Source organism: Citrobacter europaeus, from assembly GCF_037482245.1.
Lineage (GTDB): Bacteria > Pseudomonadota > Gammaproteobacteria > Enterobacterales > Enterobacteriaceae > Citrobacter > Citrobacter europaeus.
Map to the genome: position 1 here is coordinate 1,088,856 of NZ_CP148084.1, position 25,590 is coordinate 1,114,445.

25 protein-coding genes are annotated in these 25,590 nt (G+C 55.3%); 13 read left to right on the top strand and 12 right to left on the bottom strand.

All coding sequences use genetic code 11. The annotated features are described in order from the left end of the window. Positions 1 to 12 precede the first annotated feature (12 nt). Complete coding sequence (locus WHR59_RS05050) at positions 13 to 357, top strand: nitrous oxide-stimulated promoter family protein (RefSeq protein ID WP_003825888.1); 345 nt, start codon at positions 13 to 15, stop codon at positions 355 to 357. Between the two features lie 117 nt (positions 358 to 474). Here WHR59_RS05050 and WHR59_RS05055 read toward each other — a convergent pair whose 3' ends face one another. The 7 genes from WHR59_RS05055 to hypA all read right to left on the bottom strand — a co-directional run bounded on the left by WHR59_RS05055 (position 475) and on the right by hypA (position 6,971). Next, the gene (locus WHR59_RS05055) at positions 475 to 903 is read right to left on the bottom strand and encodes a TOBE domain-containing protein (RefSeq protein WP_003825890.1); all 429 of its coding nucleotides are present in this window, start codon (positions 901 to 903) and stop codon (positions 475 to 477) included. A gap of 44 nt (positions 904 to 947) precedes the next feature. Next, positions 948 to 3,026 carry a formate hydrogenlyase transcriptional activator FlhA gene (gene flhA / locus WHR59_RS05060; RefSeq protein WP_043017346.1) on the bottom strand — a complete coding sequence of 693 codons (2,079 nt, stop codon included), beginning with the start codon at positions 3,024 to 3,026 and terminating at the stop codon, positions 948 to 950. 206 nt (positions 3,027 to 3,232) lie between these two features. After that, on the bottom strand, positions 3,233 to 4,243 hold the full coding sequence (gene hypE / locus WHR59_RS05065; RefSeq protein ID WP_338843666.1) for a hydrogenase expression/formation protein HypE: 1,011 nt from the start codon (positions 4,241 to 4,243) through the stop codon (positions 3,233 to 3,235). Then, positions 4,240 to 5,361, bottom strand: a complete 1,122-nt coding sequence (gene hypD, locus WHR59_RS05070; RefSeq protein WP_043017344.1) for a hydrogenase formation protein HypD — start codon at positions 5,359 to 5,361, stop codon at positions 4,240 to 4,242. Before hypD ends, hypE begins: the two co-directional genes overlap by 4 nt. Further along, positions 5,361 to 5,633: a hydrogenase 3 maturation protein HypC gene (gene hypC, locus WHR59_RS05075; protein WP_003037411.1), complete on the bottom strand. Its 273-nt coding sequence runs from the start codon at positions 5,631 to 5,633 to the stop codon at positions 5,361 to 5,363. Before hypC ends, hypD begins: the two co-directional genes overlap by 1 nt. Continuing rightward, positions 5,624 to 6,496, bottom strand: a complete 873-nt coding sequence (hypB, locus tag WHR59_RS05080; protein ID WP_043017343.1) for a hydrogenase nickel incorporation protein HypB — start codon at positions 6,494 to 6,496, stop codon at positions 5,624 to 5,626. Before hypB ends, hypC begins: the two co-directional genes overlap by 10 nt. 103 nt (positions 6,497 to 6,599) lie before the next feature. After that, the gene (hypA, locus tag WHR59_RS05085) at positions 6,600 to 6,971 is read right to left on the bottom strand and encodes a hydrogenase maturation nickel metallochaperone HypA (protein WP_016154191.1); all 372 of its coding nucleotides are present in this window, start codon (positions 6,969 to 6,971) and stop codon (positions 6,600 to 6,602) included. Positions 6,972 to 7,169: 198 nt separating this feature from the next. Between hypA and hycA the strand changes: the two genes are divergently transcribed. From hycA to hycI, 9 genes are all read left to right on the top strand, one after another. Continuing rightward, positions 7,170 to 7,628 carry a formate hydrogenlyase regulator HycA gene (hycA, locus tag WHR59_RS05090; RefSeq protein WP_043017342.1) on the top strand — a complete coding sequence of 153 codons (459 nt, stop codon included), beginning with the start codon at positions 7,170 to 7,172 and terminating at the stop codon, positions 7,626 to 7,628. A gap of 143 nt (positions 7,629 to 7,771) precedes the next feature. Beyond that, positions 7,772 to 8,383 (top strand): formate hydrogenlyase subunit HycB, encoded by a 612-nt coding sequence (hycB, locus tag WHR59_RS05095; RefSeq protein ID WP_003825909.1) that lies wholly within the window; start codon positions 7,772 to 7,774, stop codon positions 8,381 to 8,383. Beyond that, positions 8,380 to 10,206, top strand: a complete 1,827-nt coding sequence (hycC, locus tag WHR59_RS05100) for a formate hydrogenlyase subunit 3 (RefSeq protein ID WP_200001191.1) — start codon at positions 8,380 to 8,382, stop codon at positions 10,204 to 10,206. Before hycB ends, hycC begins: the two co-directional genes overlap by 4 nt. Before the next feature lie 2 nt (positions 10,207 to 10,208). Next, a complete protein-coding gene (locus tag WHR59_RS05105) occupies positions 10,209 to 11,132 on the top strand; it encodes a respiratory chain complex I subunit 1 family protein (protein WP_003825914.1) in 924 nt (307 codons plus the stop codon). Between the two features lie 17 nt (positions 11,133 to 11,149). Next, positions 11,150 to 12,859 (top strand): formate hydrogenlyase subunit HycE, encoded by a 1,710-nt coding sequence (gene hycE / locus WHR59_RS05110; RefSeq protein WP_338843669.1) that lies wholly within the window; start codon positions 11,150 to 11,152, stop codon positions 12,857 to 12,859. Between the two features lie 9 nt (positions 12,860 to 12,868). Next, positions 12,869 to 13,411 (top strand): formate hydrogenlyase subunit HycF, encoded by a 543-nt coding sequence (hycF, locus tag WHR59_RS05115; RefSeq protein ID WP_016154185.1) that lies wholly within the window; start codon positions 12,869 to 12,871, stop codon positions 13,409 to 13,411. Then, positions 13,411 to 14,178 (top strand): formate hydrogenlyase subunit HycG, encoded by a 768-nt coding sequence (gene hycG, locus WHR59_RS05120; protein ID WP_080626188.1) that lies wholly within the window; start codon positions 13,411 to 13,413, stop codon positions 14,176 to 14,178. The genes hycF and hycG overlap by 1 nt, the downstream gene beginning before the upstream one ends. Further along, positions 14,175 to 14,585: a formate hydrogenlyase maturation HycH family protein gene (locus tag WHR59_RS05125; RefSeq protein ID WP_338843671.1), complete on the top strand. Its 411-nt coding sequence runs from the start codon at positions 14,175 to 14,177 to the stop codon at positions 14,583 to 14,585. The genes hycG and WHR59_RS05125 overlap by 4 nt, the downstream gene beginning before the upstream one ends. Then, on the top strand, positions 14,578 to 15,048 hold the full coding sequence (gene hycI, locus WHR59_RS05130) for a hydrogenase maturation peptidase HycI (RefSeq protein WP_193145234.1): 471 nt from the start codon (positions 14,578 to 14,580) through the stop codon (positions 15,046 to 15,048). Before WHR59_RS05125 ends, hycI begins: the two co-directional genes overlap by 8 nt. A gap of 55 nt (positions 15,049 to 15,103) precedes the next feature. Here hycI and WHR59_RS05135 read toward each other — a convergent pair whose 3' ends face one another. The 3 genes from WHR59_RS05135 to ascF all read right to left on the bottom strand — a co-directional run bounded on the left by WHR59_RS05135 (position 15,104) and on the right by ascF (position 18,417). After that, on the bottom strand, positions 15,104 to 15,343 hold the full coding sequence (locus WHR59_RS05135) for a SymE family type I addiction module toxin (RefSeq protein ID WP_075145731.1): 240 nt from the start codon (positions 15,341 to 15,343) through the stop codon (positions 15,104 to 15,106). 172 nt (positions 15,344 to 15,515) lie between these two features. Next, positions 15,516 to 16,940 (bottom strand): 6-phospho-beta-glucosidase, encoded by a 1,425-nt coding sequence (locus tag WHR59_RS05140; RefSeq protein ID WP_043017977.1) that lies wholly within the window; start codon positions 16,938 to 16,940, stop codon positions 15,516 to 15,518. A 22-nt stretch (positions 16,941 to 16,962) separates the two neighbouring features. Beyond that, entirely contained in the window at positions 16,963 to 18,417 is a 1,455-nt protein-coding gene (gene ascF / locus WHR59_RS05145) for a PTS cellobiose/arbutin/salicin transporter subunit IIBC (RefSeq protein WP_047409216.1), read from the bottom strand. Between the two features lie 264 nt (positions 18,418 to 18,681). Here ascF and WHR59_RS05150 point away from each other — a divergent pair, with 264 nt between their 5' ends. From WHR59_RS05150 to hypF, 3 genes are all read left to right on the top strand, one after another. After that, complete coding sequence (locus tag WHR59_RS05150; RefSeq protein ID WP_043017976.1) at positions 18,682 to 19,695, top strand: LacI family DNA-binding transcriptional regulator; 1,014 nt, start codon at positions 18,682 to 18,684, stop codon at positions 19,693 to 19,695. 145 nt (positions 19,696 to 19,840) lie between these two features. Further along, positions 19,841 to 20,386: an electron transport protein HydN gene (hydN, locus tag WHR59_RS05155; RefSeq protein ID WP_003037366.1), complete on the top strand. Its 546-nt coding sequence runs from the start codon at positions 19,841 to 19,843 to the stop codon at positions 20,384 to 20,386. Between the two features lie 95 nt (positions 20,387 to 20,481). Continuing rightward, entirely contained in the window at positions 20,482 to 22,722 is a 2,241-nt protein-coding gene (gene hypF, locus WHR59_RS05160) for a carbamoyltransferase HypF (RefSeq protein WP_181231132.1), read from the top strand. A gap of 138 nt (positions 22,723 to 22,860) precedes the next feature. On the opposite strand, the gene norW is transcribed toward hypF, so the two are convergent. Together norW and norV are read right to left on the bottom strand one after the other, a co-directional pair. Next, complete coding sequence (gene norW, locus WHR59_RS05165) at positions 22,861 to 23,994, bottom strand: NADH:flavorubredoxin reductase NorW (protein WP_181231133.1); 1,134 nt, start codon at positions 23,992 to 23,994, stop codon at positions 22,861 to 22,863. Beyond that, positions 23,991 to 25,439 carry an anaerobic nitric oxide reductase flavorubredoxin gene (norV, locus tag WHR59_RS05170; protein WP_075145736.1) on the bottom strand — a complete coding sequence of 483 codons (1,449 nt, stop codon included), beginning with the start codon at positions 25,437 to 25,439 and terminating at the stop codon, positions 23,991 to 23,993. The genes norW and norV overlap by 4 nt, the downstream gene beginning before the upstream one ends. Between the last annotated feature and the right edge of the window lie 151 nt (positions 25,440 to 25,590).

Below are 25,590 nucleotides of genomic sequence, written 5' to 3' on the forward strand. Positions count from 1 at the left end.
TGTGGAGGCATCATGTCCGGCAAACGTATTGCACGTGAAAAAATGACGATCCAGAGAATGATCTCGCTGTATGAAAGCCAGTGTCCGCAGGCTTCAGACGAGCCGGGGCATTACGATGCGTTGTTTGCCTATGCGCAAAAGCGCCTCGATAAGTGCGTATTTGGTGAGGAAAAACCGGCCTGTAAACAGTGCCCTGTGCACTGTTATCAACCTGCTAAACGCGAAGAGATGAAGCAAATTATGCGCTGGGCTGGACCAAGAATGCTCTGGCGTCATCCGATTCTGACCGTGCGTCATCTGATTGATGACAAACGTCCGGTACCGGAATTGCCAGAGAAATACCAGCGGAAGAAGTAATTCTATGCCGGATGGCGGCGATGCTTTATCTGGCCTACGAGAGCAAGCGCTCCTGCCGCGTAGGCCCGATAAGCACAGCGCTATCGGGCAAACTGGCCATGCGTTGACGAATGGTGATTACGCTTTGGTGGCAATCAGAATGGCTGAGGCTTTGATCAGCGCAACAACGCGGCTTCCCTGGCTCAGTTTCATCTCTTGCTGACTTTCGTTGGTGACGACGGCAACAATCTCAAAGCCTGCGTCAGTTTTGATATGTACCGTGGCGTTGACTGCGCCTTCAGTGACCTGGGAAACGCTACCGGCAAACTGGTTACGGGCGGAGAACTTCAGGCCGCAGTCTTCTGTTGCCAGCGTTACCCACGGCGCTTTAATCAGGGCAATTGCCTCTTTCCCTTTTGCCAGACCCAACGCCTGCTGGCTGCTATGGGTTACAATCGCGACCAGTTTTGCGCCGCCAGCCAGCGTCAGTTCAACTTCATCATTCACTGCGCCCGTAGCGACTGCGCTCACCGTACCGGTTAATTGATTACGTGCTGATACCGCCATACTGCCTCCTTTCGTTGAGATATCACCCAGTATAACCACACTGGCTAAACCAGTGCATCCTTATCAATCCCCAATCGTTTCATGCGTGAGAGTAACGTTGTGCGTTTCAGCCCCAGTCTTTGCGCCGCGCCTTTCGGACCGGCAACGACGCCGTTGGTCTCTTTTAGCACGCGCATTATCAGCTGATATTCATCTTCGCCGTCCTGCGCGACTTCGGTCGCTACTGGTGGGGTGGATGGCGTCAACGCGACAACATCCGGCAGGGACAGTTGCAGCACGTTGCCTCGGGTGAGCAGAACCGCGCGCTCTACCACGTTTTCCAGTTCACGCACGTTACCCGGCCATTCCATATTGCTCAGCGTACGCAGAGCTTCGGCGGGAATACTGTCGATATTGCGCCCCATTCGGCGGGCAATTTTAAAGGTGAAGGCTTTCACCAGTAGCGGAATATCTTCCGGGCGCTCACGCAGCGGCGGCAGATGGATCGGGAAGACGTTCAGCCGATAGTAGAGATCGTTACGAAACTCGCGATCGGCGACCATCTTTTTCAGATCGCGGTTGGTGGCGGCGATCAAGCGAACGTCGGTCTGGATCAGCTTATTGCTGCCCAGACGTTCAAACTCCTGCTCCTGCAGAACGCGCAGCAGCTTCGGCTGAAGTTCCAGCGGCATGTCGCCAACTTCGTCGAGGAACAACGAACTTTTGTCCGCCAGTTCGAAACGCCCAATCCGCTGCGTGCTGGCCCCGGTAAACGCGCCGCGCTCATGGCCAAACAGATCGCTTTCCAGCAATCCGGCAGGCATTGCCGCGCAGTTCATTTTCACCATTCGGCGGGCGTTGCGTCCGCTCAGGTTGTGAATTGCTCGCGCGATTAGCTCCTTACCCGTTCCGGTTTCACCCAGAATCAGGACGGTGCTGTCGCTTTGCGCCACCATTTCGACCTGTTTGAGTACGCTGTACATCGCTTCGCTGCGGCCAATGATTTCGCCGAACTCACTCTCCACGTTGTTGAGTTGTTCCGTCAACGCCAGGTTTTCGTCGACCAGACGTTCCTTCAGGCGGTGGATCTCCTGGTAGGCGAGGGCGTTATCTACGGCGATCGCCACGCGTTCGGCGATTTGACGCAGCAGTTTTAGGTTGGCGGTGGTGAACACTTTCTCTTCGCACTGCGCCAGCTTCAGTACGCCGAGCATAGTATTGCCGGACATCAGCGGCAGCAGGCACAGAGTCTGTAGCTGGTTACCCCAGGTTTCGAACAGCATCCGTTCGTAAGGAGCAAGGGTATCGCGTTCACTCAGGTTAATCAGCAGCATCTCTTTGCTTTTGAAGACCCGTTCAGAGAGTGTGCCTGCTTCGTCCACCTCACTTTGTTCGTGCGCCGGATGATGTTCATCCAGATAATGGGTGGAATAAATGCTGAGTTTATTCTTGCGATCGCTGCGTAACACGATGCTGATAGCATCAATGTCGAAGTAGTGATGGATCTCCTTGGCGACTTCGCTAACCAGTTCATCAATGTCGAGACGCGAGAGCACCGCATTGGTGATGGCGACCAGGATGCGAAAGTTGTCGCGCTCGCGGCACAGTAAATCGTAATCGACGTTGTTGCTGACCCTGCTTTGAATTTGTTCAGCAACAACGCCGACTATTTGCGTGAAGGTCTGCAGCCGGTTGTACTCTTTTTCACTCCACGGCCGATCTTCATTACGGATGAATTCGCAGCCGCCAAAGATTCGCCCATCTGCCGCCAGCGGCAACAGACAGTAGTGGCCAAATTCAGAATACAGCCCGCCTGAGGCCAGTTGCGGCCAGGTTTCCGTAAACTCATGATAGTTGCAGTGCAGCGCATCGGGGCGAGACAAAATACGGCGTACCGGGCCATGCGCCAGCACCGTTTCGTCTTCATAATCGATGGGTTTACCATTTTCACGCGTCGCAAAATAACGCGCACGCTGCGTTTGTGCCTGCCACAAGACAATAGCCGCACAGTCGGCCAGCGCTGAACGCTTGACCAGCTGCGAAAGCGCCTCGCTGAGAGACGGGAGATCGGGCTGCTGTAATAATGTACGAGTAATATCGAACAGGCCTTGCTGTCCAAGGTCACTCATCGGTGTATACGACATATTGCTTTTCCAGGAAAAGCACCGCAGAACGGTGCGAAAACGGTAAATGAATTATAGGTATAAGTCGTAATTTATTGCCGGATTGGTCCGGCTACACGAACCGTAGGCCCGATCGGCAAAGCGCCATCGGGCGAAAATGCATCGTTAATGCCGGATGTCGACGCAAATGCGTCTTATCCGGCCTACAGCTTGCTGCCAACCGGCTGTTAGCATATACGAGGCAATGGCTCGGTGTGCGGTAAATCGAGGGTTCGTTTCACGCCGTAGAGTCCGGCAAGACGTACACCTTTGCGTTCCACCACTTCACCAATCATTGCGGCATCGCGCCCTAACGGATGCGCGCGCAGCGCGGCAAGCGCCGTTTCAGCCGCCTGGCGCTCAACGGCAATCACCAGCTTGCCCTCGTTAGCAAAGTTGAGCGCATCCAGACCCAGCAGTTCGCAAACGCCGCGCACCGCGGGCTTCACGGGCAGGGCCGCTTCAGACAGCTCAATACCAAATCCGCATGAGGCGGCAAATTCATGCGTTACCGCATTCACGCCGCCACGGGTCGCGTCACGCAGCGCCTTCACGCCGGGAATATCACGTAGCGTCTGGATAAGCTGCGTTAATACCGCGCAGTCGCTGACCAGTTCACCATCAAGACCCAACTGTTCGCGCAGGTTAAGGATAGTTGCGCCGTGATCGCCAAGCGTACCGCTGACCAGCAGCACATCGCCCGGGCTGAGGGTCTGTGCCCCCCAGTGGATGTTGGCGGGGATCGCCCCCATTCCGGCGGTGTTGATGAACAGCTTGTCTGCTGCGCCGCGCTGCACGACTTTGGTATCGCCGGTTACGATGGCGATGCCCGCTTCGCGCGCGGTTGCTGCCATGCTGTTAACGACGGTTTTCAGCGTCTCCATCGGCAGACCCTCTTCGAGGATAAAACCACAGGAGAGGTAGCGCGGGATTGCGCCGCTGACCGCTACGTCGTTAGCCGTACCGCAGATAGCCAGCTTGCCGATATTGCCGCCCGGGAAGAACAACGGATCGATAACATAGCTGTCGGTTGAAAATGCCAGACGATCGCCTTCTGCCACCAGCTGCGCCAGTTCCAGACGTGCCTGATCCTCTTGTTCTGCCAGCCACGGATTAGCAAAAGCTTCCATAAACAGACTGTTGATCAACTGCTGCATAGCCTGACCGCCGCTACCGTGGGCGAGTTGTACGCTGTTCATGCTTCACACTCCTGCTGACGATACTGATACCAGGCGGCACATGCGCCTTCTGAGGAGACCATCAGGGCGCCAAACGCGGTCTCCGGGTTACAGGTTTTGCCAAATAGCGGGCACTGATGCGGTTTGCATCGGCCGGTCAATACCTCTCCGCAACGGGCGCGCGGATCGTCATACACCTGCTGCGGCGCTGGCTGGAAATGCGCTTCGGCATCAAAACGCTGATAGTCTGGCGTCAGGTGAACGCCAGAGGATTCAATTACGCCCAGGCCGCGCCATTCACTGTCGCCATTGACGCAGAACACGTCGGCGATAGCCTTTTGCGCTAACGCGTTACCGGCGTCCGGCACCACGCGGCGGTACTGGTTTTCGACCTGACTATGCTCGGCAATCTTCTGTTCAATCAACATCACCACGCCCTGCAGCAAATCGAGCGGTTCGAAACCGGCGACCACTAACGGACGATGGAAGTCTGACGCAATGAAGTTATAGGCATCGGTACCAATCACCATGCTGACGTGGCCTGGCGCTAAAAAGGCGTCGATGCCGTTGTCCGGCTGCTCCAGCAGACTGCGCAGCGTAGGAATAAGCGTGATGTGCTGGCAGAAAAAGTAAAAGTTCTGCACGTTACGCTGTTTTGCCTGCTGCAGGGTGATGGCGGTGGTTGGCATTGTGGTTTCAAAACCCAGGCCAAAGAACACTACCTTACGCGTTGGGTTTTCCTGCGCCAGCTTCAGCGCATCCATCGGTGAATAGACGATGCGGATATCTGCGCCGCGTGCTTTGGCTTGTAGCAAAGAACCTTGTTTACCCGGGACGCGCATCGCATCGCCAAAGGTGCAGAAAATCACTTCTGGATGGCTGGCGATTTCAACACAGCTGTCGATTCTGCCCATCGGCAGAACGCAAACCGGGCAGCCTGGTCCATGAATAAACTCGACATTTTCAGGCAATAACTGGTCGAGACCGAACTTGAAGATAGCGTGGGTATGACCACCACAAACTTCCATGATGCGCAGCGGGCGTTCAGCCGTGTAGGGGAGGAGTGCGGCACGTTCACACAGGTGCTCTATCAACTGCATCACCTGTTCTGGTGCGCGGTATTCGTCAACAAAACGCATTATTTTTCCTCGCCATACAGCAATGCGCCGACATCCGGCTCAACGTCAAACATATTTTGCAGCGCGTCGAGCGTGTCGCGCGCTTCAGCTTCATTAATGATGCTCATGGCAAAACCGACGTGGACCAGTACCCACTGACCCAGACGAGGTTGACCATGTTCATCGCAGCTTCCGACCAGCGTCAGGTCGACGTCACGCTGAATACCGCAAACGTCGACTTTAGCCTGGTTGCCATCAATGGTGCGGATTTGACCCGGAACACCTATGCACATCGCTGCGCCTCCAGCCAGGAGAGCCATTGATCCATGCCTTCGCCGCTGGTGGCAGAAATCAGGATAATCTCAATTTCCGGGTTCACTTCCCGGGCGCTGGCGATGCACTTCTCTACGTCAAAATTGAGGTACGGCAGCAGATCGACTTTGTTGAGCAGCATCAGCGACGCGGCGGCAAACATATGTGGGTATTTTAGCGGCTTGTCTTCACCTTCGGTGACGGAAAGCACCGCCACTTTATGACGCTCGCCGAGGTCGAAGCTGGCCGGGCAAACCAGGTTCCCGACGTTTTCAATGAACAGAATGCCGTTGTCTTCAAGCGGCAAACGCGGCGCGGCGTCAGCAATCATTTGGGCGTCGAGGTGACAGCCTTTACCGGTGTTGACCTGAATGGCTGGGGTGCCTGTGGCGCGAATACGGGCGGCATCATTAACCGTCTGCTGGTCGCCTTCAATCACGGCGCACGGCACGCTGTCTTTAAGCTTCATCAGCGTTTCGGTCAGTAGCGTGGTTTTACCGGAGCCAGGGCTTGAGACAAGGTTCAGCACCAGATGTTGACGGGCAGCAAAGCGGGCGCGGTTGCGCTCGGCGAGGCGGTTGTTTTTATCGAGCACGTCAATTTCCACTTCCAGCATCCGACGCTGGCTCATGCCTGGCGCGTGGGTGCCTGCTTCTCCGTGACCGTAGTGCAAATCGCCTTCTTCGGTCTGGCTTGGCGTGAAACTGGAGGTCTTCACACCGGTTATGTTCAGCGCCGGACGAGCTGCCGGGGCAAATGGCGCGCTGCGAAACGCCGAGTGGGGATTATGCTCATCACCCTCTATATAAAGGTTGCCTTCAGCGCAACCACATGTCGTACACATCGCTCACTCCTGATCTTTATCTTGCGGTATATCTGTTGCCGGATGGCGGCTTCGTCTTTTCCGGCCAACAACTCAGGCCATTCCTGTAGGCCGGACAAGACGCTTAGGCGTCGGCATCCGGCGCTGGAGTTTCATCTATTTCAATACGTCGAATCTGTAAGCCGTCATCGGCCACAATTCTCAGCATATCGCTGTTGCATTGCGGACATCTGCGCACGCGTTGCGTCAGTAAGGTGACGTATTGCTGACAAGATTCGCACCAACATTCGGCTTCTTGTTCTTCGAGGTGGAGTTTACAACCTTCTGCAAGGGTCCCGCGGCATACCAGATCAAAACAAAAGGCGAGAGCGCTGGTTTCTACGCAAGAAAATGCGCCAATTTTGAGCCAGACCCCAGTTACTCGCTGAGCACCGTATTGCGTGGCCTGTTGTTCAATCAATTCCAGTGCCCGTTGGCAGAGGGTTATTTCGTGCATACCGCCTCCTGTGAAGTTGCGATATTAAAAGCAATAAACATGCCAGGTTGAAATTTCCCGCGAGTGACAATGACGACGATGACGAAATGACACGTCGTCACCGGGTTTATGTTTTTTATCTATATGAAAATAAAGAATTTTAATTTTGGCATGAAATGTGCTTAAGGGTGTTCATCTCTGCTAAACGGGTAACCTGACATGACTATTTGGGAAATAAGCGAAAAAGCCGATTACATCGCTGAACGGCACCGTCGCCTACAGGACCAGTGGCGTATTTACTGTAACTCGCTGGTTCAGGGGATCACCCTGTCAAAAGCGCGTTTGCATCATGCAATGAGCTGCGCACCGGACAAGGATCTCTGCTTCGTCCTTTTTGAACACTTCACTATCTACGTCACGCTGGCGGACGGCTTTAACAGCCACACCATCGAATACTACGTTGAAACGAAAGATGGTGATGATAAACAACTGATTGCACGGGCAGAGTTGACCATCGACGGTAAAGTCGATGAGCGTATCAGCAACCGCGATCGCGAGCAGGTGCTGGAGCACTATCTCGAAAAAATCGCCACCGTCTACGACAGCCTGTACACCGCGGTTGAGAACAATATGCCGGTGAATTTAAGCCAGCTGGTTGAGGGACACAGCCCGGCTTAAGCCTCGGGTGCTGCCCACTTTTGTCATGATGCGCTTTCATATTGCGTCACGACAGTTTAGGGAATGGGCATGTCGAAAAATGTCGAAATGACATTTACCAGACATGTTTTCGTCAAAAATGACTATCACCTGAGGAATGCCTGGTGAATCGTTTTGTAATTGCTGACTCCACTCTTTGTATCGGCTGCCACACCTGTGAAGCCGCCTGCTCAGAGACACATCGCCAGCATGGCCTGCAGTCAATGCCGCGCCTGAAAGTGATGTTAAATGAAAAAGAATCCGCCCCGCAGCTTTGCCACCAGTGTGAAGATGCGCCTTGCGCCACCGTGTGTCCGGTTAATGCCATTAACCGCGTTGATGGCGCCGTACAGCTGAACGAAAGCCTGTGCGTAAGCTGCAAACTGTGCGGGATCGCTTGTCCGTTTGGCGCGATAGAGTTTTCCGGTAGCCGTCCGCTACACATTCCGGCAAACGCCAATACGCCAAAAGCGCCTCCGGCTCCGCCAGCGCCTGCTCGCGTGAGTTCGCTGTTGGACTGGGTTCCTGGCGTTCGTGCCATCGCGGTGAAATGCGATCTGTGTAGTTTTGACGAGCAAGGTCCGGCCTGCGTGCGCATGTGTCCGACCAAAGCCCTGCACTTGGTGAGCAACATGGATATCGCCCGCGCCAGCAAACGTAAGCGTGAGCTGACTTTCAATACCGATTTCGGCGATCTCACCTTGTTTCAGCAGGCTCAGAGTGGAGATGCAAAATGAGCGCAATTTCACTAATTAACAGCGGCGTGGCCTGGTTTACAGCGGCTGCGGTTCTGGCATTTCTGTTTTCGTTTCATAAACCGCTGAGCGGCTGGATTGCCGGGGTTGGCGGTGCGGTGGGCAGCCTGTGTACGGCGGCTGCGGGGTTTCTCGTACTGACCCGCGCCGTTGCGATTAGCGGCGTGATGCCGTTTATTGGTCACAGTCTGCAAGTCACGCCGCTGAACGCTATCTGGCTGATTACACTGGGCCTGTGCGGCCTGTTTGTCAGCCTGTACAACATTGACTGGCATCGTCATCCTCAGGTGAAAGCTAACGGCCTGCTGGTGAATCTGCTGATGGCCGCGGCGGTATGTGCGGTGGTTGCCAGCAACCTCGGTACGCTGGTGGTGATGGCGGAAATCATGGCGCTGTGTGCCGTGTTCCTCACCGGATGCAGTAAAGAAGGCAAACTGTGGTTTGCGTTGGGGCGTATTGGTACGCTGCTGCTGGCGGTCGCCTGCTACCTGGTGTGGCAACGTTACGGCACGCTGGAGCTGCGTCTGCTAGACCTGCGCACCCAGGAACTGCCGCTCGGATCTGACATCTGGCTGCTGGGCGTGGCAGGTTTTGGCCTGCTGGCCGGGATTATTCCGCTCCACGGTTGGGTGCCACAGGCACACGCCAATGCCAGCGCACCGGCTGCTGCGCTGTTCTCTACCGTCGTCATGAAGGTTGGTCTGCTGGGTATTCTCTCCCTGTCGCTGCTGGGCGGTAACGCGCCGCTGTGGTGGGGGATTACGCTGCTGGTGCTGGGCATGATCACCGCGTTTGTTGGCGGTCTGTATGCGCTGATGGAACACAATATCCAGCGCCTGCTGGCGTACCACACGCTAGAAAACATCGGCATTATTCTGCTGGGTCTGGGCGCTGGCGTGACCGGAATCTCCCTGAATCAACCGGCACTGATTGCGCTGGGTTTGACCGGCGGTCTGTACCACCTGGTAAACCACAGCCTGTTCAAAAGCGTTCTGTTCCTGGGCGCAGGCAGCATCTGGTTCCGTACCGGTCATCGTGATATCGAAAAACTGGGCGGTATCGGTAAACGTATGCCGGTTATCTCGCTGGCGATGCTGGTTGGTCTGATGGCGATGGCCGCACTGCCGCCGCTGAACGGTTTTGCCGGTGAGTGGGTTATCTACCAATCCTTCTTTAAGCTTGGCAACAGCGGCGCGTTTGTCGGTAGCCTGTTAGGACCGTTGCTGGCGGTAGGGCTGGCAATTACCGGCGCGCTGGCGGTGATGTGTATGGCGAAAGTCTATGGCGTTACGTTCCTTGGCGCACCGCGCACGAAGGAAGCTGAAAATGCCTGCTGCGCGCCAATCCTGATGGGAGTGAGCGTCGTTGCGCTGGCTATCTGTTGCGTGATTGGCGGCGTGGCGGCGCCGTGGCTGCTGCCGATGATCTCCTCTGCCGTTCCGCTGCCGCTGGAAACTGCGAACACCACCGTTTCTCAGCCAATGATCACGCTGCTGCTAATCGCATGTCCGCTGCTGCCGTTCATCATCATGGCAATTTTCAAAGGCAACCGTCTGCCGTCGCGTTCACGCGGTGCGGCATGGGTGTGTGGTTACGATCATGAGCAGTCAATGGTCATTACCGCGCACGGTTTTGCCATGCCGGTGAAAGAAGCCTTTGCCCCGGTACTCAAACTGCGTAAATGGCTAAACCCGGTATCACTGGTTCCGGGCTGGCAGAATGCGGCTGCCCCGGTGCTGTTCCGTCGTCTGGCATTGATTGAGCTGGCGGTGCTGGTGGTGATTGTGGTTTCACGAGGAGCCTGAGAATGAGTGTTTTATATCCGTTAATTCAGGCGCTGGTGCTGTTTGCCGTTGCGCCGCTACTTTCCGGTGTTACCCGCGTGGCGCGTGCGCGTTTGCACAATCGCCGTGGTCCGGGCGTTTTGCAGGAATACCGCGACATTATCAAACTGCTGGGCCGTCAGAGCATTGCGCCTGCGGATTCCAGCTGGGTTTTCCGCTTGACACCGTTCGTGATGGTGGGCGTGATGCTGACTATCGCCACCGCGTTGCCGGTAGTGACCGTTGGCTCGCCGCTGCCGCAACTGGGCGATCTGATCACCTTGATTTACCTGTTCGCCATCGCCCGTTTCTTCTTCTCTATCGCGGGTCTGGATACCGGTAGCCCATTTACCGCTATTGGCGCCAGCCGCGAAGCGATGCTCGGCGTACTGGTTGAACCTATCCTGCTGCTGGGGCTGTGGGTAGCGGCGCAGGTTGCTGGCTCAACTCATATCAGCAATATCGCCGATACCATTTATCACTGGCCTGCTGCGCGCAGCATCCCGCTGATTCTGGCGCTGTGCGCCTGTGCTTTCGCCACCTTTATCGAAATGGGCAAACTGCCGTTCGATCTGGCGGAAGCAGAGCAGGAGCTGCAGGAAGGTCCATTGACCGAATACAGCGGCAGCGGTTTTGCGGTGCTGAAATGGGGCATTAGCCTCAAGCAACTGGTCGTTCTGCAAATGTTCGTCGGCGTGTTCCTGCCGTGGGGACAGATGGAAACCTTCACCGCCGGTGGGCTGCTGTTGGCGCTGGTGATTGCCGTCGTCAAACTGGTCCTCGGCGTGCTGGTTATCGCCCTGTTCGAAAACAGCATGGCGCGTCTGCGTTTTTGCGCCACTTCACGCGTGACCTGGGCCGGTTTTGGGTTTGCGTTTTTAGCGTTCGTCTCCTTGCTGGTGGCGTGATTTAAGAGAGTTTGAGCATGTCTGAAGAAAAATTAGGTCAACAATATCTCGCTGCGCTGCACCAGGCCTTTCCGGGTGTCGTACTGGATGAAGCCTGGCAGACCAAAGATCAACTGACGATCACCGTCAAGGTGAACTACCTGCCGGAAGTGGTGGAGTTCCTGTACTACAAACACGGTGGCTGGTTGTCCGTGCTGTTTGGTAACGACGAACGCCAGCTGTGCGGCCATTATGCCGTTTACTACGTGATGTCGATGGAGCAGGGCACCAAGTGCTGGATAACCGTCCGCGTTGAGGTCGATGCCAATAAGCTGGAGTTTCCCTCCGTCACGCCGCGCGTTCCGGCTGCGGTCTGGGGCGAGCGCGAAGTGCGCGATATGTACGGTTTGATCCCGGTAGGTTTACCGGATGAACGTCGTCTGGTACTGCCGGATGACTGGCCGGACGAACTCTACCCACTGCGTAAAGACAGTATGGATTATCGTCAGCGCCCGGCCCCGACCACCGATGCCGAAACCTACGAGTTCATCAACGAACTGGGCGACAAGAAAAACAACGTGGTGCCAATTGGTCCGCTGCACGTCACCTCCGATGAACCCGGTCACTTCCGCCTGTTCGTTGACGGCGAGAACATCATCGACGCCGACTACCGTCTGTTCTATGTTCACCGCGGCATGGAGAAACTGGCGGAAACCCGTATGGGTTATAACGAAGTCACGTTCCTGTCGGATCGCGTGTGCGGTATCTGCGGTTTTGCGCATAGCACCGCATATACCACCTCCGTTGAGAATGCGATGGGCATCGTGGTGCCAGAGCGTGCGCAGATGATCCGCGCCATTCTGCTGGAAGTTGAGCGTCTGCACTCGCACCTGCTGAACCTCGGCCTGGCCTGTCACTTCACCGGTTTTGACTCCGGCTTTATGCAGTTCTTCCGCGTGCGCGAAACGTCGATGAAGATGGCCGAGATCCTCACCGGGGCACGTAAAACCTACGGTCTGAACCTGATCGGCGGTATTCGTCGCGACCTGTTGAAAGAGGATATGATCCAGACCCGTCAACTGGCGCAGCAGATGCGCCGTGACGTGCAGGAACTGGTCGATATGCTGCTCAGCACGCCGAACATGGAACAACGTACCGTTGGTATTGGTCGTCTGGATCCGGAAATTGCTCGAGACTTCAGTAACGTCGGCCCGATGGTACGCGCCAGCGGTCACGCGCGTGACACCCGTGCCGATCACCCGTTTGTCGGTTATGGTCTGCTGCCGATGGAAGTTCATAGCGAGCAGGGTTGCGACGTTATTTCTCGTCTGAAAGTCCGTATCAATGAAGTCTACACCGCACTGAATATGATCGACTTTGGTCTGGACAACCTGCCGGGCGGCCCGCTGATGGTGGAAGGCTTTACCTATATTCCTCACCGCTTCGCACTGGGCTTTGCTGAAGCGCCGCGCGGAGATGACATCCACTGGAGCATGACCGGCGACAACCAGAAACTGTATCGCTGGCGCTGCCGTGCGGCGACGTACGCCAACTGGCCGACGCTGCGCTATATGCTGCGTGGCAACACCGTTTCCGATGCCCCGCTGATTATCGGTAGCCTCGATCCTTGCTACTCCTGTACTGACCGTATGACCGTGGTTGATGTGCGTAAGAAGAAGAGCAAAGTCGTGCCGTACAAAGAACTTGAGCGCTACAGCATCGAGCGTAAAAACTCGCCGCTGAAATAAGGAATCGCCATGTTTACCTTTATCAAAAAAGTCATCAAAACCGGGGCGCCGACGTCGTCGTATCCGCTGGAGCCGATTGCGGTCGATAAAAACTTCCGTGGCAAACCGGAACATAATCCGCAGCAGTGCATTGGCTGCGCGGCCTGTGTGAATGCATGCCCGTCGAACGCGCTAACGGTAGAAACCGATCTGGTTACCCATGAGCTGGCGTGGCAGTTCAACCTCGGTCGCTGCATCTTCTGCGCCCGCTGCGAAGAAGTCTGTCCGACGGCGGCAATCAAACTGTCGCAGGAGTATGAACTGGCGGTGTGGAAGAAAGAGGATTTCCTGCAGCAGTCCCGCTTTGCGCTGTGTAATTGCCGCGTATGTAACCGCCCGTTTGCGGTACAAAAAGAGATCGACTACGCCATTGCGCTGCTGAAGCACAACGGTGACAGCCGTGCGGAAAACCACCGCGAAAGCTTTGAGACCTGCCCGGATTGTAAGCGCCAGAAATGTCTGGTGCCGTCTGACCGTATTGAACTGACTCGCCATATGAAAGAGGCCAGCTGATGAGCAATTTATTAGGCCCACGTGACGCCAACGGTATTCCAGTGCCGATGACGGTGGATGAATCCATTGCCAGCATGAAAGCGTCGCTGCTTAAAAGCATCAAGCGTTCAGCGTACGTTTACCGTGTGGACTGCGGCGGCTGCAACGGCTGTGAAATCGAAATTTTCGCCACGCTTTCTCCGCTGTTTGATGCCGAACGTTTTGGTATCAAAGTGGTACCGTCGCCGCGCCATGCGGATATTCTGCTGTTTACCGGCGCGGTAACGCGTGCCATGCGCTCTCCGGCGTTGCGCGCCTGGCAGTCAGCGCCGGATCCGAAAATTTGTATCTCTTACGGTGCCTGCGGTAACAGCGGCGGTATCTTCCACGACTTATACTGCGTATGGGGCGGCACGGACAAAATCGTACCGGTGGACGTGTATATTCCAGGTTGCCCGCCGACGCCTGCGGCAACGCTGTACGGCTTTGCCATGGCGCTGGGACTGCTGGAACAAAAAATTCACGCGCGTGCGCCGGGTGAACTGGACGAACAGCCGGCGGAAATTCTGCATCCGGATATGGTTCAGCCGCTGCGTGTGAAGGTGGACCGCGAAGCACGTCGTCTGGCGGGATACCGCTATGGCCGCCAGATTGCTGATGACTATTTGACGCAGTTAGGGCAGGGCGAGCATCAGGTGGCGCGCTGGCTGGAAGCGGAAAACGATCCGCGTCTGACCGAGATCGTCACGCATCTTAATCATGTTGTCGAAGAGGCGCGTATCCGATGAGTGAAACGGTGGTGTTCAGCCAACTGAGCCGTAAGTTTATTGATGAGAACGATGCAACGCCCGCTGAGGCGCAGCAGGTTGTCTATTACAGCCTGGCGATTGGTCACCACCTTGGGATCATCGATTGCCTGGAAGCGGCGTTAACCTGTCCGTGGGATGAATATCTGGTGTGGATTGCTACGCTTGCCGAAGGCAGTGAAGCTCGCCGGAAAATGGAAGGCGTGCCGAAGTACGGTGAGATAGTCATCGATTTCAACCATGTGCAAATGCTGGCGCGCGCGTTCGATGATGCGCGTGCCGTGCAGACCCCGCAGCAGCAGGAGTGGAGCAAGCTGATGCTCAGCATGCTGCACGATATCCACCAGGAAAGCGCTATCTATCTGATGGTGAGGAGACACCGTGACTGACGTTTTATTATGTGTAGGTAACAGCATGATGGGCGATGACGGCGCGGGTCCGCTGCTGGCCGAAATGTGTGCCGCAAACCCTCAAGGCCAATGGGTTGTCATCGACGGCGGTAGCGCGCCGGAGAACGACATCGTCGCCATCCGTGACCTGCGCCCGCAGCGTCTGTTGATCGTGGATGCCACCGACATGGGGCTAAACCCTGGTGAAATCCGTATTATCGATCCTGATGATATTGCTGAGATGTTCATGATGACCACCCACAACATGCCGCTGAACTACCTGGTCGATCAGCTGAAAGACGACGTAGGCGAGGTAATTTTCCTTGGCATTCAGCCAGATATTGTCGGTTTTTACTACCCGATGACACAACCGATTAAAGATGCGGTTGATACCGTCTATCAGCGATTAGCTGGCTGGGAAGGACACGGCGGATTCTCCGAGCTGGAAGCGCCGGAAGAGTAAACCGTATCAGTGCCGGATGTGAGCGACATCCGGCCTGTTTCCCTGCGTATCCTCGTCACTCAATGGCCTGCTCAATAATTAATTTCCCCTGCATCACTGACACTTTTACTGCCGTACCGGTAGGAAACCCAGCTTGTTCCAGCCAGTCACCGTTCAGCGTGAGTGAAGCGTGCCGACTGATTCGTCGCGTGAAACCCGTTTTGGGATCTTCATGGCGTTTTCTGACATAGCCGACTTTCAAACGACGTACGGGTTTGGTGATAGCCACTGCTATTTTGCCATTTTTATCAGTCATACACGTTTCCTTGTGGTGAACGGCCAGGATTAAAAACTACTGAATAAAATGCCAGTAAAAAAGGGCGCGAGCAAACCTGAAACTGGAAGGATGATTCCACATTTTGAATGCAATAAATGAAATGAAAATACGTACTTCTGCCGGAGGGCTGTAGACCCCTCCGGCAGGCCCGTCAGGCCAGATCGGTACCGTTGCTGGCGATCACTTTTTTGTACCACCAGAATGATTTCTTGCGGGTGCGCGCCAGCGTGCCGTTACCCGCGTCATCGCGGTCCACATACACAAAACCGTAGCGTTTGCTCATCTCACCGGTTGAGGCAGAAACCAGATCAATACAGCCCCAGGTGGTGTAACCCATCAGCGGCACGCCATCCTCAATAGCGTCTGCCATGGCGCGAATGTGCTCGCGTAAATAGCTGATGCGATAGTCGTCATTGATCTCGCCGTTAGCATCGATTTCATCTTTCGCCCCCAGCCCGTTTTCCACCAGAAACAGCGGTTTCTGGTAGCGGTCATACATCATGTTCATGGTAATGCGCAGACCGAGCGGATCGATGCCCCAGCCCCATTCGCTGGTGGCAATATATGGATTACGCAGCGATTTCACCACGTTGGCGGCGCTGGTATTGCCGGTGTTCATTTCAGCAGAGGCACAGCGCGATGCGTAGTAGCTAAACGAGACAAAATCGACGGTGTTTTTCAGGATGTCGTCATCTTCCGGGGCTTTTTCTATCACCACGCCTTTTTCGCGAAACACACGGGCAGAGTATGCGGGGTAAGCCCCGCGCGCCTGCACATCAATAAAGAACAGGTTTTCGCGGTCTTTTTCCAGCGCGGTCCATACATCTTCCGGTTTACAGGAGTAAGGATAAAAATTGCCGCCAGCCAGCATACAACCGACCTGGTTTTGCGGATTAATTTCATGGGCAATTTTAGTCGCCAGGGCGCTGGCTATTAGTTCGTGGTGCGCGGCCTGGTATTTAACCTGATCCTGATTTTCACCTTCTTCAAATACCAGCCCGGCGCCAGAAAAGGGACTATGCAGCATAATGTTGATTTCGTTGAAGGTCAGCCAGTACTTCACCAGACCGTCGAACGCCTCGAAGCAGGTACGGGCGTAGCGGGTAAAGAACTCCACCATTTTGCGGTTACGCCAGGAGCCGTACTCGGTGACCAGATGCATTGGCACATCGAAATGGCACAGCGTGACCAACGGCTCAATTCCGTATTTTTTACACTCGGCAAACACGCTCTGGTAAAACGCGATTCCCTCTTCATTCGGCGTCAGTTCATCGCCGTTAGGGTAGAGACGGCTCCAGGCAATGGAAGTACGAAAAACCGTAAACCCCATTTCCGCCATCAGCGCGATATCTTCTTTATAGCGATGATAAAAGTCGATCGCCTGATGGCTGGGATAAAATTCGTCATCCTGAAGCGTAAAGCGCTTTTCCTGACCCAGTTTGACGGGCATCCTGTGTGCGCCGTGAGGGATCATATCGACGGTGGTCAGCCCTTTGCCGCCTTCCCGGTATGCCCCTTCAGACTGGTTGGCGGCCAGTGCGCCGCCCCATAAAAATCCTTGCGGAAAAACAGACATAATTAACCTCAGTTGATACCAGTCAAATGCTGGCTCCATTGATATTGCCCGGTTGTGCGGCCTGATTTTTTCTGGCCTGCGCGGCTGCATCTTCGACAGGAATATCTTCAAAGCCGAGAATCAGTGTTAATACAAAGGAAAGCACTACTGCCAGCGCCATCACGCCAAATACCCAGACGATGGTCATCGGATTGACCGGATCGAAAAACTGTACGCTGGTGAACAGGCCCGGAGCCGCCATGGAGTGGCTTGCCAGTCCGGCCATTCCGGCAACGGCGCCGCAGATAAAGCCGCTGATAAGGCTCGCAATCAGCGGACGTTTCAGGCGGATCGCCACGCCATACAGCGCAGGTTCGGAAATACCCGCCATAATGGCTGAGGCAGCTGCCGCTAACGCCGTCTGACGCAACTCCGGGTTTTTAGTTTTCCATGCTACTGCCAGCGATGAACCGCCTAACGACAAGTTGGCGCCGATTTCAGACGGCATCACCATGCCTTCTTTTCCGGTCTCGGCAATAGTCTGAATGATGGTTGGCGTAAAGACGCGGTGCATACCGGTCATTACCAGCAGCGGCCACAGCGCGCCCATAATGGCTACCGACAGCCAGCCGAGATAGCCGTGAATGGTATACACCAGCGCGGAAATCGCACTCCCGATCCAGATGCCTACCGGGCCAATGATGACGATGGCGAGTGGGGCGGCGATCAGTACGATCAGCATCGGTTTCAGGAAGTTTTTGGTCACCGCCGGAGTGATGCGATCGACCCAGCGTTCGATGTAAGACAGACACCAGGTCATGACCAGTGCCGGGATCACCGTATAGGTATACTTCACCGCCGTCACCGGGATCAGGGCGAACTCAACGTGTTCACCCTGCGCGGCCCTCGCCATCAGGTCGATAAAGCTGGGATGCACCAGTACCCCTGCGATGGCGATAGCCAGCGACATGTTGGTTTTGAATTTGATGGCTGCCGAAGCGGCGACCATCAGCGGCAGGAAGAAAAATGCGCCGTCGCCGATAACGGTCAGAATGGTGAGTGTGGACGAACCTTTCACCAGCACGCCGGTCATTTCCAGAACCATCGCCAGCAGCTTGAGCATTGATCCGCCGATAATTGCCGGGATCAACGGAGACATGGTGCCGATCAGCGCGTCGAGGATCCCCGCGCCAATCCGCTTCAGCGTCAGTCGGGGTTTGGTCTGCGGCTCAGCAGGTTGCATGTTGGCAGGCAACAGGCTGACCACTTCACGATACGCCTGCGAAACGGTGTTGCCGATAATCACCTGGCACTGGTTATCGTTACGCACCACGCCGAGCACGCCAGAGAGCGTCTTCAGCGTCGCGCTGTCGACCTGCGAGTCATCTTTGATAACGAAACGCAAACGGGTCATGCAGTGGGTCACTGCTGTGATGTTGTCGACGCCTCCCAGAGCCGTCACAACGGAGCGCGCCAGCGCTGCATAATTCTTGGACATCGGATTTAATCCTGTTTTATCAGTAGAGTACGTTATGTTTTATCCGTTTACGTTGGTCGCTTTTCTGAGTGAATGAAACACAGATAGGAAACCGGTTCCACAAAATCATGTTTAAATTATGAATAATGAGCAAGATTTAATTTTGATCACTTTTTGTAATTGTGACTCCGATCACCAGATGTCAGCGTCTGCGATTTAGCAGCAAGGACAGCGGCGAAACGGTGCAGTACACTGCGTCACATTGAGAGAATAGGGATGAGTAATATGACCACGATGCTGGAGGTGGCGAAGCGTGCCGGGGTGTCGAAAGCGACCGTTTCCCGGGTGCTTTCCGGAAACGGCTATGTCAGCCAGGAGACCAAAGACCGCGTGTTTCAGGCCATTGAAGAGAGTGGTTACCGCCCAAACTTGCTGGCCCGCAGTCTCGCAGCGAAAACCACGCAGACGCTGGGTCTGGTGGTAACAAATACCCTTTATCACGGCGTCTATTTCAGCGAGCTGCTGTTTCATACCGCGCGGATGGCGGAAGATAAAGGACGCCAGCTGTTACTGGCTGACGGTAAACACAGCGCTGAGGAAGAGCGCCAGGCGATCCAGTACCTGCTCGACCTGCGCTGTGACGCGATTATGATCTATCCGCGTTTTCTCAGCGTGGATGAGATAGACGATATCATCGACGCCCACAGCCAGCCGATTATGGTGCTTAATCGACGCCTGCGGAAAAACAGTAGCCACAGTGTGTGGTGCGATCAAAAGCAAACCAGCTTCAACGCCGTTACTCAGCTCATTGCCGCCGGGCATAAAGAGATTGGATTTATTACCGGCTCAATGGATTCCCCTACCGGCGTGGAGCGACTTTCAGGTTATAAAGACGCGCTGGCGCATCATGGTATCCCGCTAAACAATGATCTGATTGTTAACGGGAAATGGACGCCAGCCTGCGGCGCAGCGGGTGTGGATACTTTACTTTCGCGCAAGGTCAAATTCACCGCGCTGGTGGCCAGTAATGACGATATGGCGATCGGCGCGATGAAGCAGTTGCACGTGCATGGCGTGCGCGTTCCTGCACAGGTGTCGGTGATTGGCTTCGATGATATCGCCCTCGCGCCATACACTATTCCGGCGCTTTCCAGCGTCAAAATACCGGTGACGGAAATGATTCAGGAAACGATTGGACGTCTGATCTTTATGCTGGATGACGGGGCATTTACGCCGCCAAAAACCTTCACCGGCGAACTCATCCAACGCGACTCTGTTGCGCCGCTTGTCTTGCGCTGACGGCTGTCATTTGTCATCGTCACTAGTGACGATGACACGCCTTTCCTGCATTCGTCAGAATAAAAAACCTTTAATAACAGTCAATTAAAATCTGGCACGATTTGTGAATGCTTCGGCAGATATTCTGTCATTGCTGGAGAAATTGATGAACCGTTTCATCATTGCAGACGCCAATAAATGCATTGGTTGCCGTACCTGTGAAGTGGCCTGCGTGGTATCCCATCAGGATAACCAGGACTGCGCATCGCTGACCCCTGAAACTTTTTTACCCCGCATTCACGTCATCAAAGGCGTTAATGTCTCCACGGCGACGCTGTGCCGCCAGTGCGAAGACGCGCCGTGCGCTAACGTCTGCCCGAACGGTGCTATCAGCCGTGATAAAGGCTTTGTCCACGTGATGCAGGAACGCTGCATTGGGTGTAAAACCTGCGTTGTGGCGTGCCCTTATGGCGCAATGGAAGTGGTTGTGCGCCCGGTTGTGCGTAACAGCGGCGCGGGTCTGAACGTCCGTGCAGAAAAAGCAGAAGCCAATAAGTGCGATCTGTGCCACCACCGTGAGGCCGGCCCTGCCTGTATGGAAGTCTGCCCGACTCACGCGCTGATTTATGTGGATCGCAATAAGCTTGAGCAATTGAGCGCGGAAAAACGCCGTCGCGCGGCGCTGGATTCCACCGCATCTTTGCTGTTCTGATATCTGAAAATCCGCGTAAAATACGGCAGTACTTATGCCGGATGGCGGCTTTGCCTTATCCGGCCTACGGGGATAGATGACTGCGGGACTACCTAATGACAATAAACAACCACTCCGGCGTACAACTGCGTATTCGCGGTAAGGTACAGGGTGTCGGATTTCGCCCCTACGTCTGGCAACTGGCGCAGCGGTTACAACTGCATGGCGATGTGTGTAACGACGGTGACGGTGTGGTTGTGCGTGTACAGGAAGATCCGGCGGAGTTTATTGCACAGTTGCATCAACACTGCCCACCGCTGGCGCGTATTGACAGCGTTGAGAGCGAACCATTCGCCTGGACGCAGCAGCCTGCCGATTTCTCGATTCGTCAAAGCGCTGGCGGTACGATGAATACGCAAATCGTTCCTGACGCCGCGACCTGTCCCGAATGCCTTGTTGAAATGAACACCCCCGGCGAACGTCGCTACCGATACCCCTTTATCAACTGCACCCACTGTGGTCCACGTTTTACGATTATCCGCGCCATGCCCTATGACCGGCCGTTCACCGTGATGGCGTCGTTCCCACTCTGTGCGCAATGCGATAAAGAGTATCGCGACCCGTATGATCGTCGCTTCCATGCCCAGCCCGTTGCCTGTCCGGCCTGCGGCCCTCATCTTGAGTGGTTCAGCGCGGATGAGCGGGCGGAGAAAGAAGAGGCGCTGCAGGCGGCGGTATCGCGGCTGAAAGCAGGCGGTATTGTGGCCGTTAAAGGCATTGGCGGGTTTCATCTGGTGTGTGATGCGCGAAATGATGATGCCATAGCGTTGCTCAGGTTGCGCAAACGCCGTCCGGCAAAACCTCTGGCGGTAATGCTGCCAGGTGATGACGGGCTACCTGAACCCGCTCGTCGTTTGCTGACTACCCCTGCCGCGCCGATCGTGCTGGTACAGAAGCGCTATGTCGCGGCATTGAGCGAAGGAATTGCGCCAGGGTTAACGGAAGTTGGCGTCATGCTGCCCGCGAATCCGTTACAGCATTTACTTTTACAAGAGATGAATTGCCCACTGGTGATGACCTCCGGCAATCTCAGCGGCAGGCCTCCGGCCATTACCAACGCGCAGGCGCTGGAAGATTTACGCGACATTGCTGACGGTTTCCTGCTGCATAACCGCGAAATTGTGCAGCGGATGGATGACTCGGTGGTGCGTGAAAGTGGGGAAATGCTGCGTCGTTCCCGGGGTTACGTACCGGATGCGGTAGCACTGCCGCCAGGATTTCGCGATGTGCCGCCGATGCTGTGCTTAGGCGCGGATCTGAAAAATACTTTCTGTCTGATGCGTGGCGAACAGGCGGTTATCAGCCAGCATTTGGGCGATCTCAGCGATGACGGCATTCAGCAGCAGTGGCGTGATGCGCTGCGCCTGATCCAGAGCATTTATGACTTTACGCCGCAGCGTATTGTGCACGATGCACACCCTGGCTATGTTTCCAGCCAGTGGGCCAGCGAAATGGAGCTGCCAGTTGAAACGGCGCTGCATCACCATGCGCATGCCGCTGCGTGTCTTGCCGAGCACGGCTGGCCGCTCGACGGTGGCGACGTGATTGCTCTGACGTTAGACGGTATCGGCATGGGGGAAAACGGCGCGCTGTGGGGGGGAGAGTGTTTGCGGGTCAACTATCGTGAATGCGAACACCTTGGCGGCTTACCTGCGGTAGCGCTGGCGGGCGGCGATCTGGCGGCAAAACAGCCGTGGCGTAACCTGCTCGCGCAGTGCCTGCGTTTTGTTCCTGACTGGCAGCGTTATCCGGAAACATCTGCGCTGCAGCATCAAAGCTGGAATGTGCTGGCGCGCGCTATTGAACGGGGGATCAACGCTCCGCTGGCGTCATCGTGCGGACGGTTGTTTGACGCCGTTGCCGCTGCGCTGCAATGTGCGCCGGACTCGTTGAGTTATGAAGGAGAAGCGGCCTGCGCGCTGGAGGCGCTGGCATCGCAGTGTGATGATGTTGATCATCCTGTCACGGTGCCGCTTGATGGCAATGAACTGGACTTAGCGGTTTTTTGGCAGCAATGGCTGAACTGGCAGGCCAAACCAGCGGAAAGAGCGTGGGCGTTTCACGACGCGCTGGCGCGTGGGTTTGCTACTCTGATGCGAGAGCAGGCCGAAGCGCGTGGAATCAAGACGTTAGTATTTAGCGGCGGCGTGATGCATAACCGTTTATTGTCAGCCCGTCTGGCTATTTATCTGCATGATTTTACTTTACTGTTTCCCCAGCGTTTACCGGCGGGCGACGGTGGGTTGTCGTTGGGGCAAGGCGTGATTGCCGCGGCGCGAGCGTTGGCACAAAAATAAAAAAGCCCCGGGACTGGCGGGGCAAGAAAAACATGTCGGGGCATACCGACAAATGGCAACGCACATCCATGTGCGTGAGGTTAATAAATCAGTAGCAGCGTAGCCGGATAAAGCAAAGCCGCCATCCGGCATCACGATTTACACGGGCAACGTTTTCAGCAACGCAAAGGCCTCTTTCATGCGGTCTTCACTGACGACGAACGCGCACAGCTGACCTTCGTCGTTCATCCCTCTGGCGACCATCCCCTGCGTTTCGGCGGCAATTTGCCAGTTCAAATCGCGGCGCTGGGTTTCCCCGGCCAAATGCAATGGCAGTTCCGGCGTTTTGACTTTTACCAGCATGGCTGGCAGCTTCAACGGCGTATTGCCGCCGAGCAGGTTTTTCGCCAGATACATGGCGCTCAGTTGAATCGGTTGCAGGAACGGAAGTACCTGACCGTTAATTTCCGCACAGTCGCCGAGTGCGTAAATATCCGGATGGCTGGTTTGCAGGTAGCTGTCGACGCAGACGCCACGGTTGATGTTCAATCCGGCGCGGCGTGCCAATGCAGTTTCCGGGCGCAGACCGGTTGCGGCGATCACCGCATCGACCTCTACGCTGCGGCTACGATCGAGCGTGGCGAGAATACCCGACGCCGTTTTCTCCAGCCCCTGAAGCTGCGATTTCAGCAGCAGATGTACACCCATATCGGTCAGACGATGCTGTAAGCGACTGCTGACTTCCGGCGGTATCAGCGAAGCCAGAATGCTGGCGGCGTTGTCGATAAGCGTCACCGCTTTACCGGCACGACAGAAATCCATCGCCAGTTCGCTGCCAATCAAGCCGCCGCCGACAATCAGTACCCGCTGTGCGTCGCGCAGCTGAGTTTCACAGGCGCGGTACTCTTGTTGACTGTTCAACGTGAGCATTAACTCACGTCCGGTAACGGGCGGTACAAAGGCTGAAGCGCCCGTCGCCAGTACCAGCTTGTCGTACTGCCACTGATGATCCTGGCTTTTCACTACGTGAGCATCAGCGTCGATGTCGGTTACCCAGGTGTGCGGGAACAGGCGTAAATTAAACTGTTCGGCAAACTCTCCCGCCGACTGGCGGGTGAGGTCGTCTGCACGCTGCGACTGACTGATAACATGGCTGAGATCGGGCTTGTTGTACTCATCCATGCTGTCCGCAGCAATCAGGGTCAGCGGGACATTTGCATCCTGCTTACGGATATTTTTGACTAACTGGCGGGCAGCGAAGCCCGAACCAATAATGACAATTCCGCGACTCATTTTGCCTCCGTTGCCAGTACGTCGAAGACGTCTTTACCTAATGAACATTCCGGGCACAGGAAGTTGTCAGGCACGTCGCTCCACGGCGTTCCCGGCGCAACATCCTGCAGCGGTTCACCTTTTGCCGGGTCGTAAATCCACTGGCACACGCTGCATTGCATGCATGGACCGAGATCGGCTGCTGCGGCTGCTGCGCAGGCGCACTCTTCTTCTTTGGATGCTGCTTTCACGGTTGTTTCCGGCAGTGGAGCAAGCGCCCACTGACGAGCAATTTCACGGCCGTGCTGGCGGCACAGTTCCAACGCATCCAGGTCCGGACGCCATTTGGCTTTGAGGCTTAGCGACATCTCGAAACCTGCATCCTGCAGGCGCGTGGATAAACGGTCTACCGCTCCGCCGCTCCAGCCGTGTGAGCCAAAAGCGCTGGCGCGTTTGTTACGAAAACGCAGGCCGGTCATCTCTTCCACGAGACCCGCGATTTTCGGCATCATCACGTTGTTCATCGTCGAAGTACCGACCAGCACGCCTTTAGAGCGGAAGACGTTAGTCAGAACTTCGTTTTTATCGCTACGGGCGACGTTAAAGATTTTCACCGCCACGTTCGGGTCAACTTCGTTGATGCCCTGGGCAATGGCGTCCGCCATCATGCGGGTATTGTTGGACATGGTGTCGTAGAAAATGGTGATCCGGTCTTCCTGGTAATCCGCCGCCCATTTCAGGTACATCTCAACGATTTGCGTTGGGTTGTCGCGCCATACCACGCCGTGAGAAGTGGCAATCATATCGACCGGCAGGTTGAAGCCGAGGATCTCAGTGATTTTCGGTGTAACCAGACGGCTGAACGGCGTCAGGATATTGGCGTAGTAACGCTGGCACTGTTCGAACAGTTCGGTCTGGTCAACTTCGTCGTTAAACAGACGTTCGTCGCAGTAGTGCTGACCGAAGGCGTCGTTACTGAACAGCACCGCGTCGCCGGTCATGTAGGTCATCATGCTGTCAGGCCAGTGCAGCATCGGCGTTTCAACGAAGATCAGCTGTTTGCCGTTACCAATGTCCAGTGAATCACCGGTTTTCACCACGTTGAAATTCCACTCCGGGTGATGGTGGTGCCCGTTGATGGAGTCAATGGCGTTGGCTGTGCAGTAAATCGGCGTATCCGGGATGCAGGACATTAGCTCGGTCAGCGCCCCGGCATGGTCTTCTTCCGCGTGGTTAATGATGATGTAGTCGATATCCGCGAGGTCAATTTCACTGCGCAGGTTCTGCACGAATTCACGGCTAAATTTGTGGTCTACTGTATCGATCAGGACATTTTTTTCTTCACGGATGAGATAGCTGTTGTAGCTGCTACCGCGCAGCGTTTTGTATTCAGTCCCGTGGAAATCACGAACTTCCCAGTCACGTTGGCCAACCCAATGAATGTTATTTTTAACCAGAATAGACATAGCAACCTCAGTAATTAATTCAGCGTTTTTCTAAAAAAGATGTTTTGCTTATTGCAGGTTGCGTGCCAATTTTTTATTTTATTGATTTTAAAGGTTTTATAGTTTGATGATTATTAGGTGGTAGTCAAAATGACTATTCATTTTATTGTCA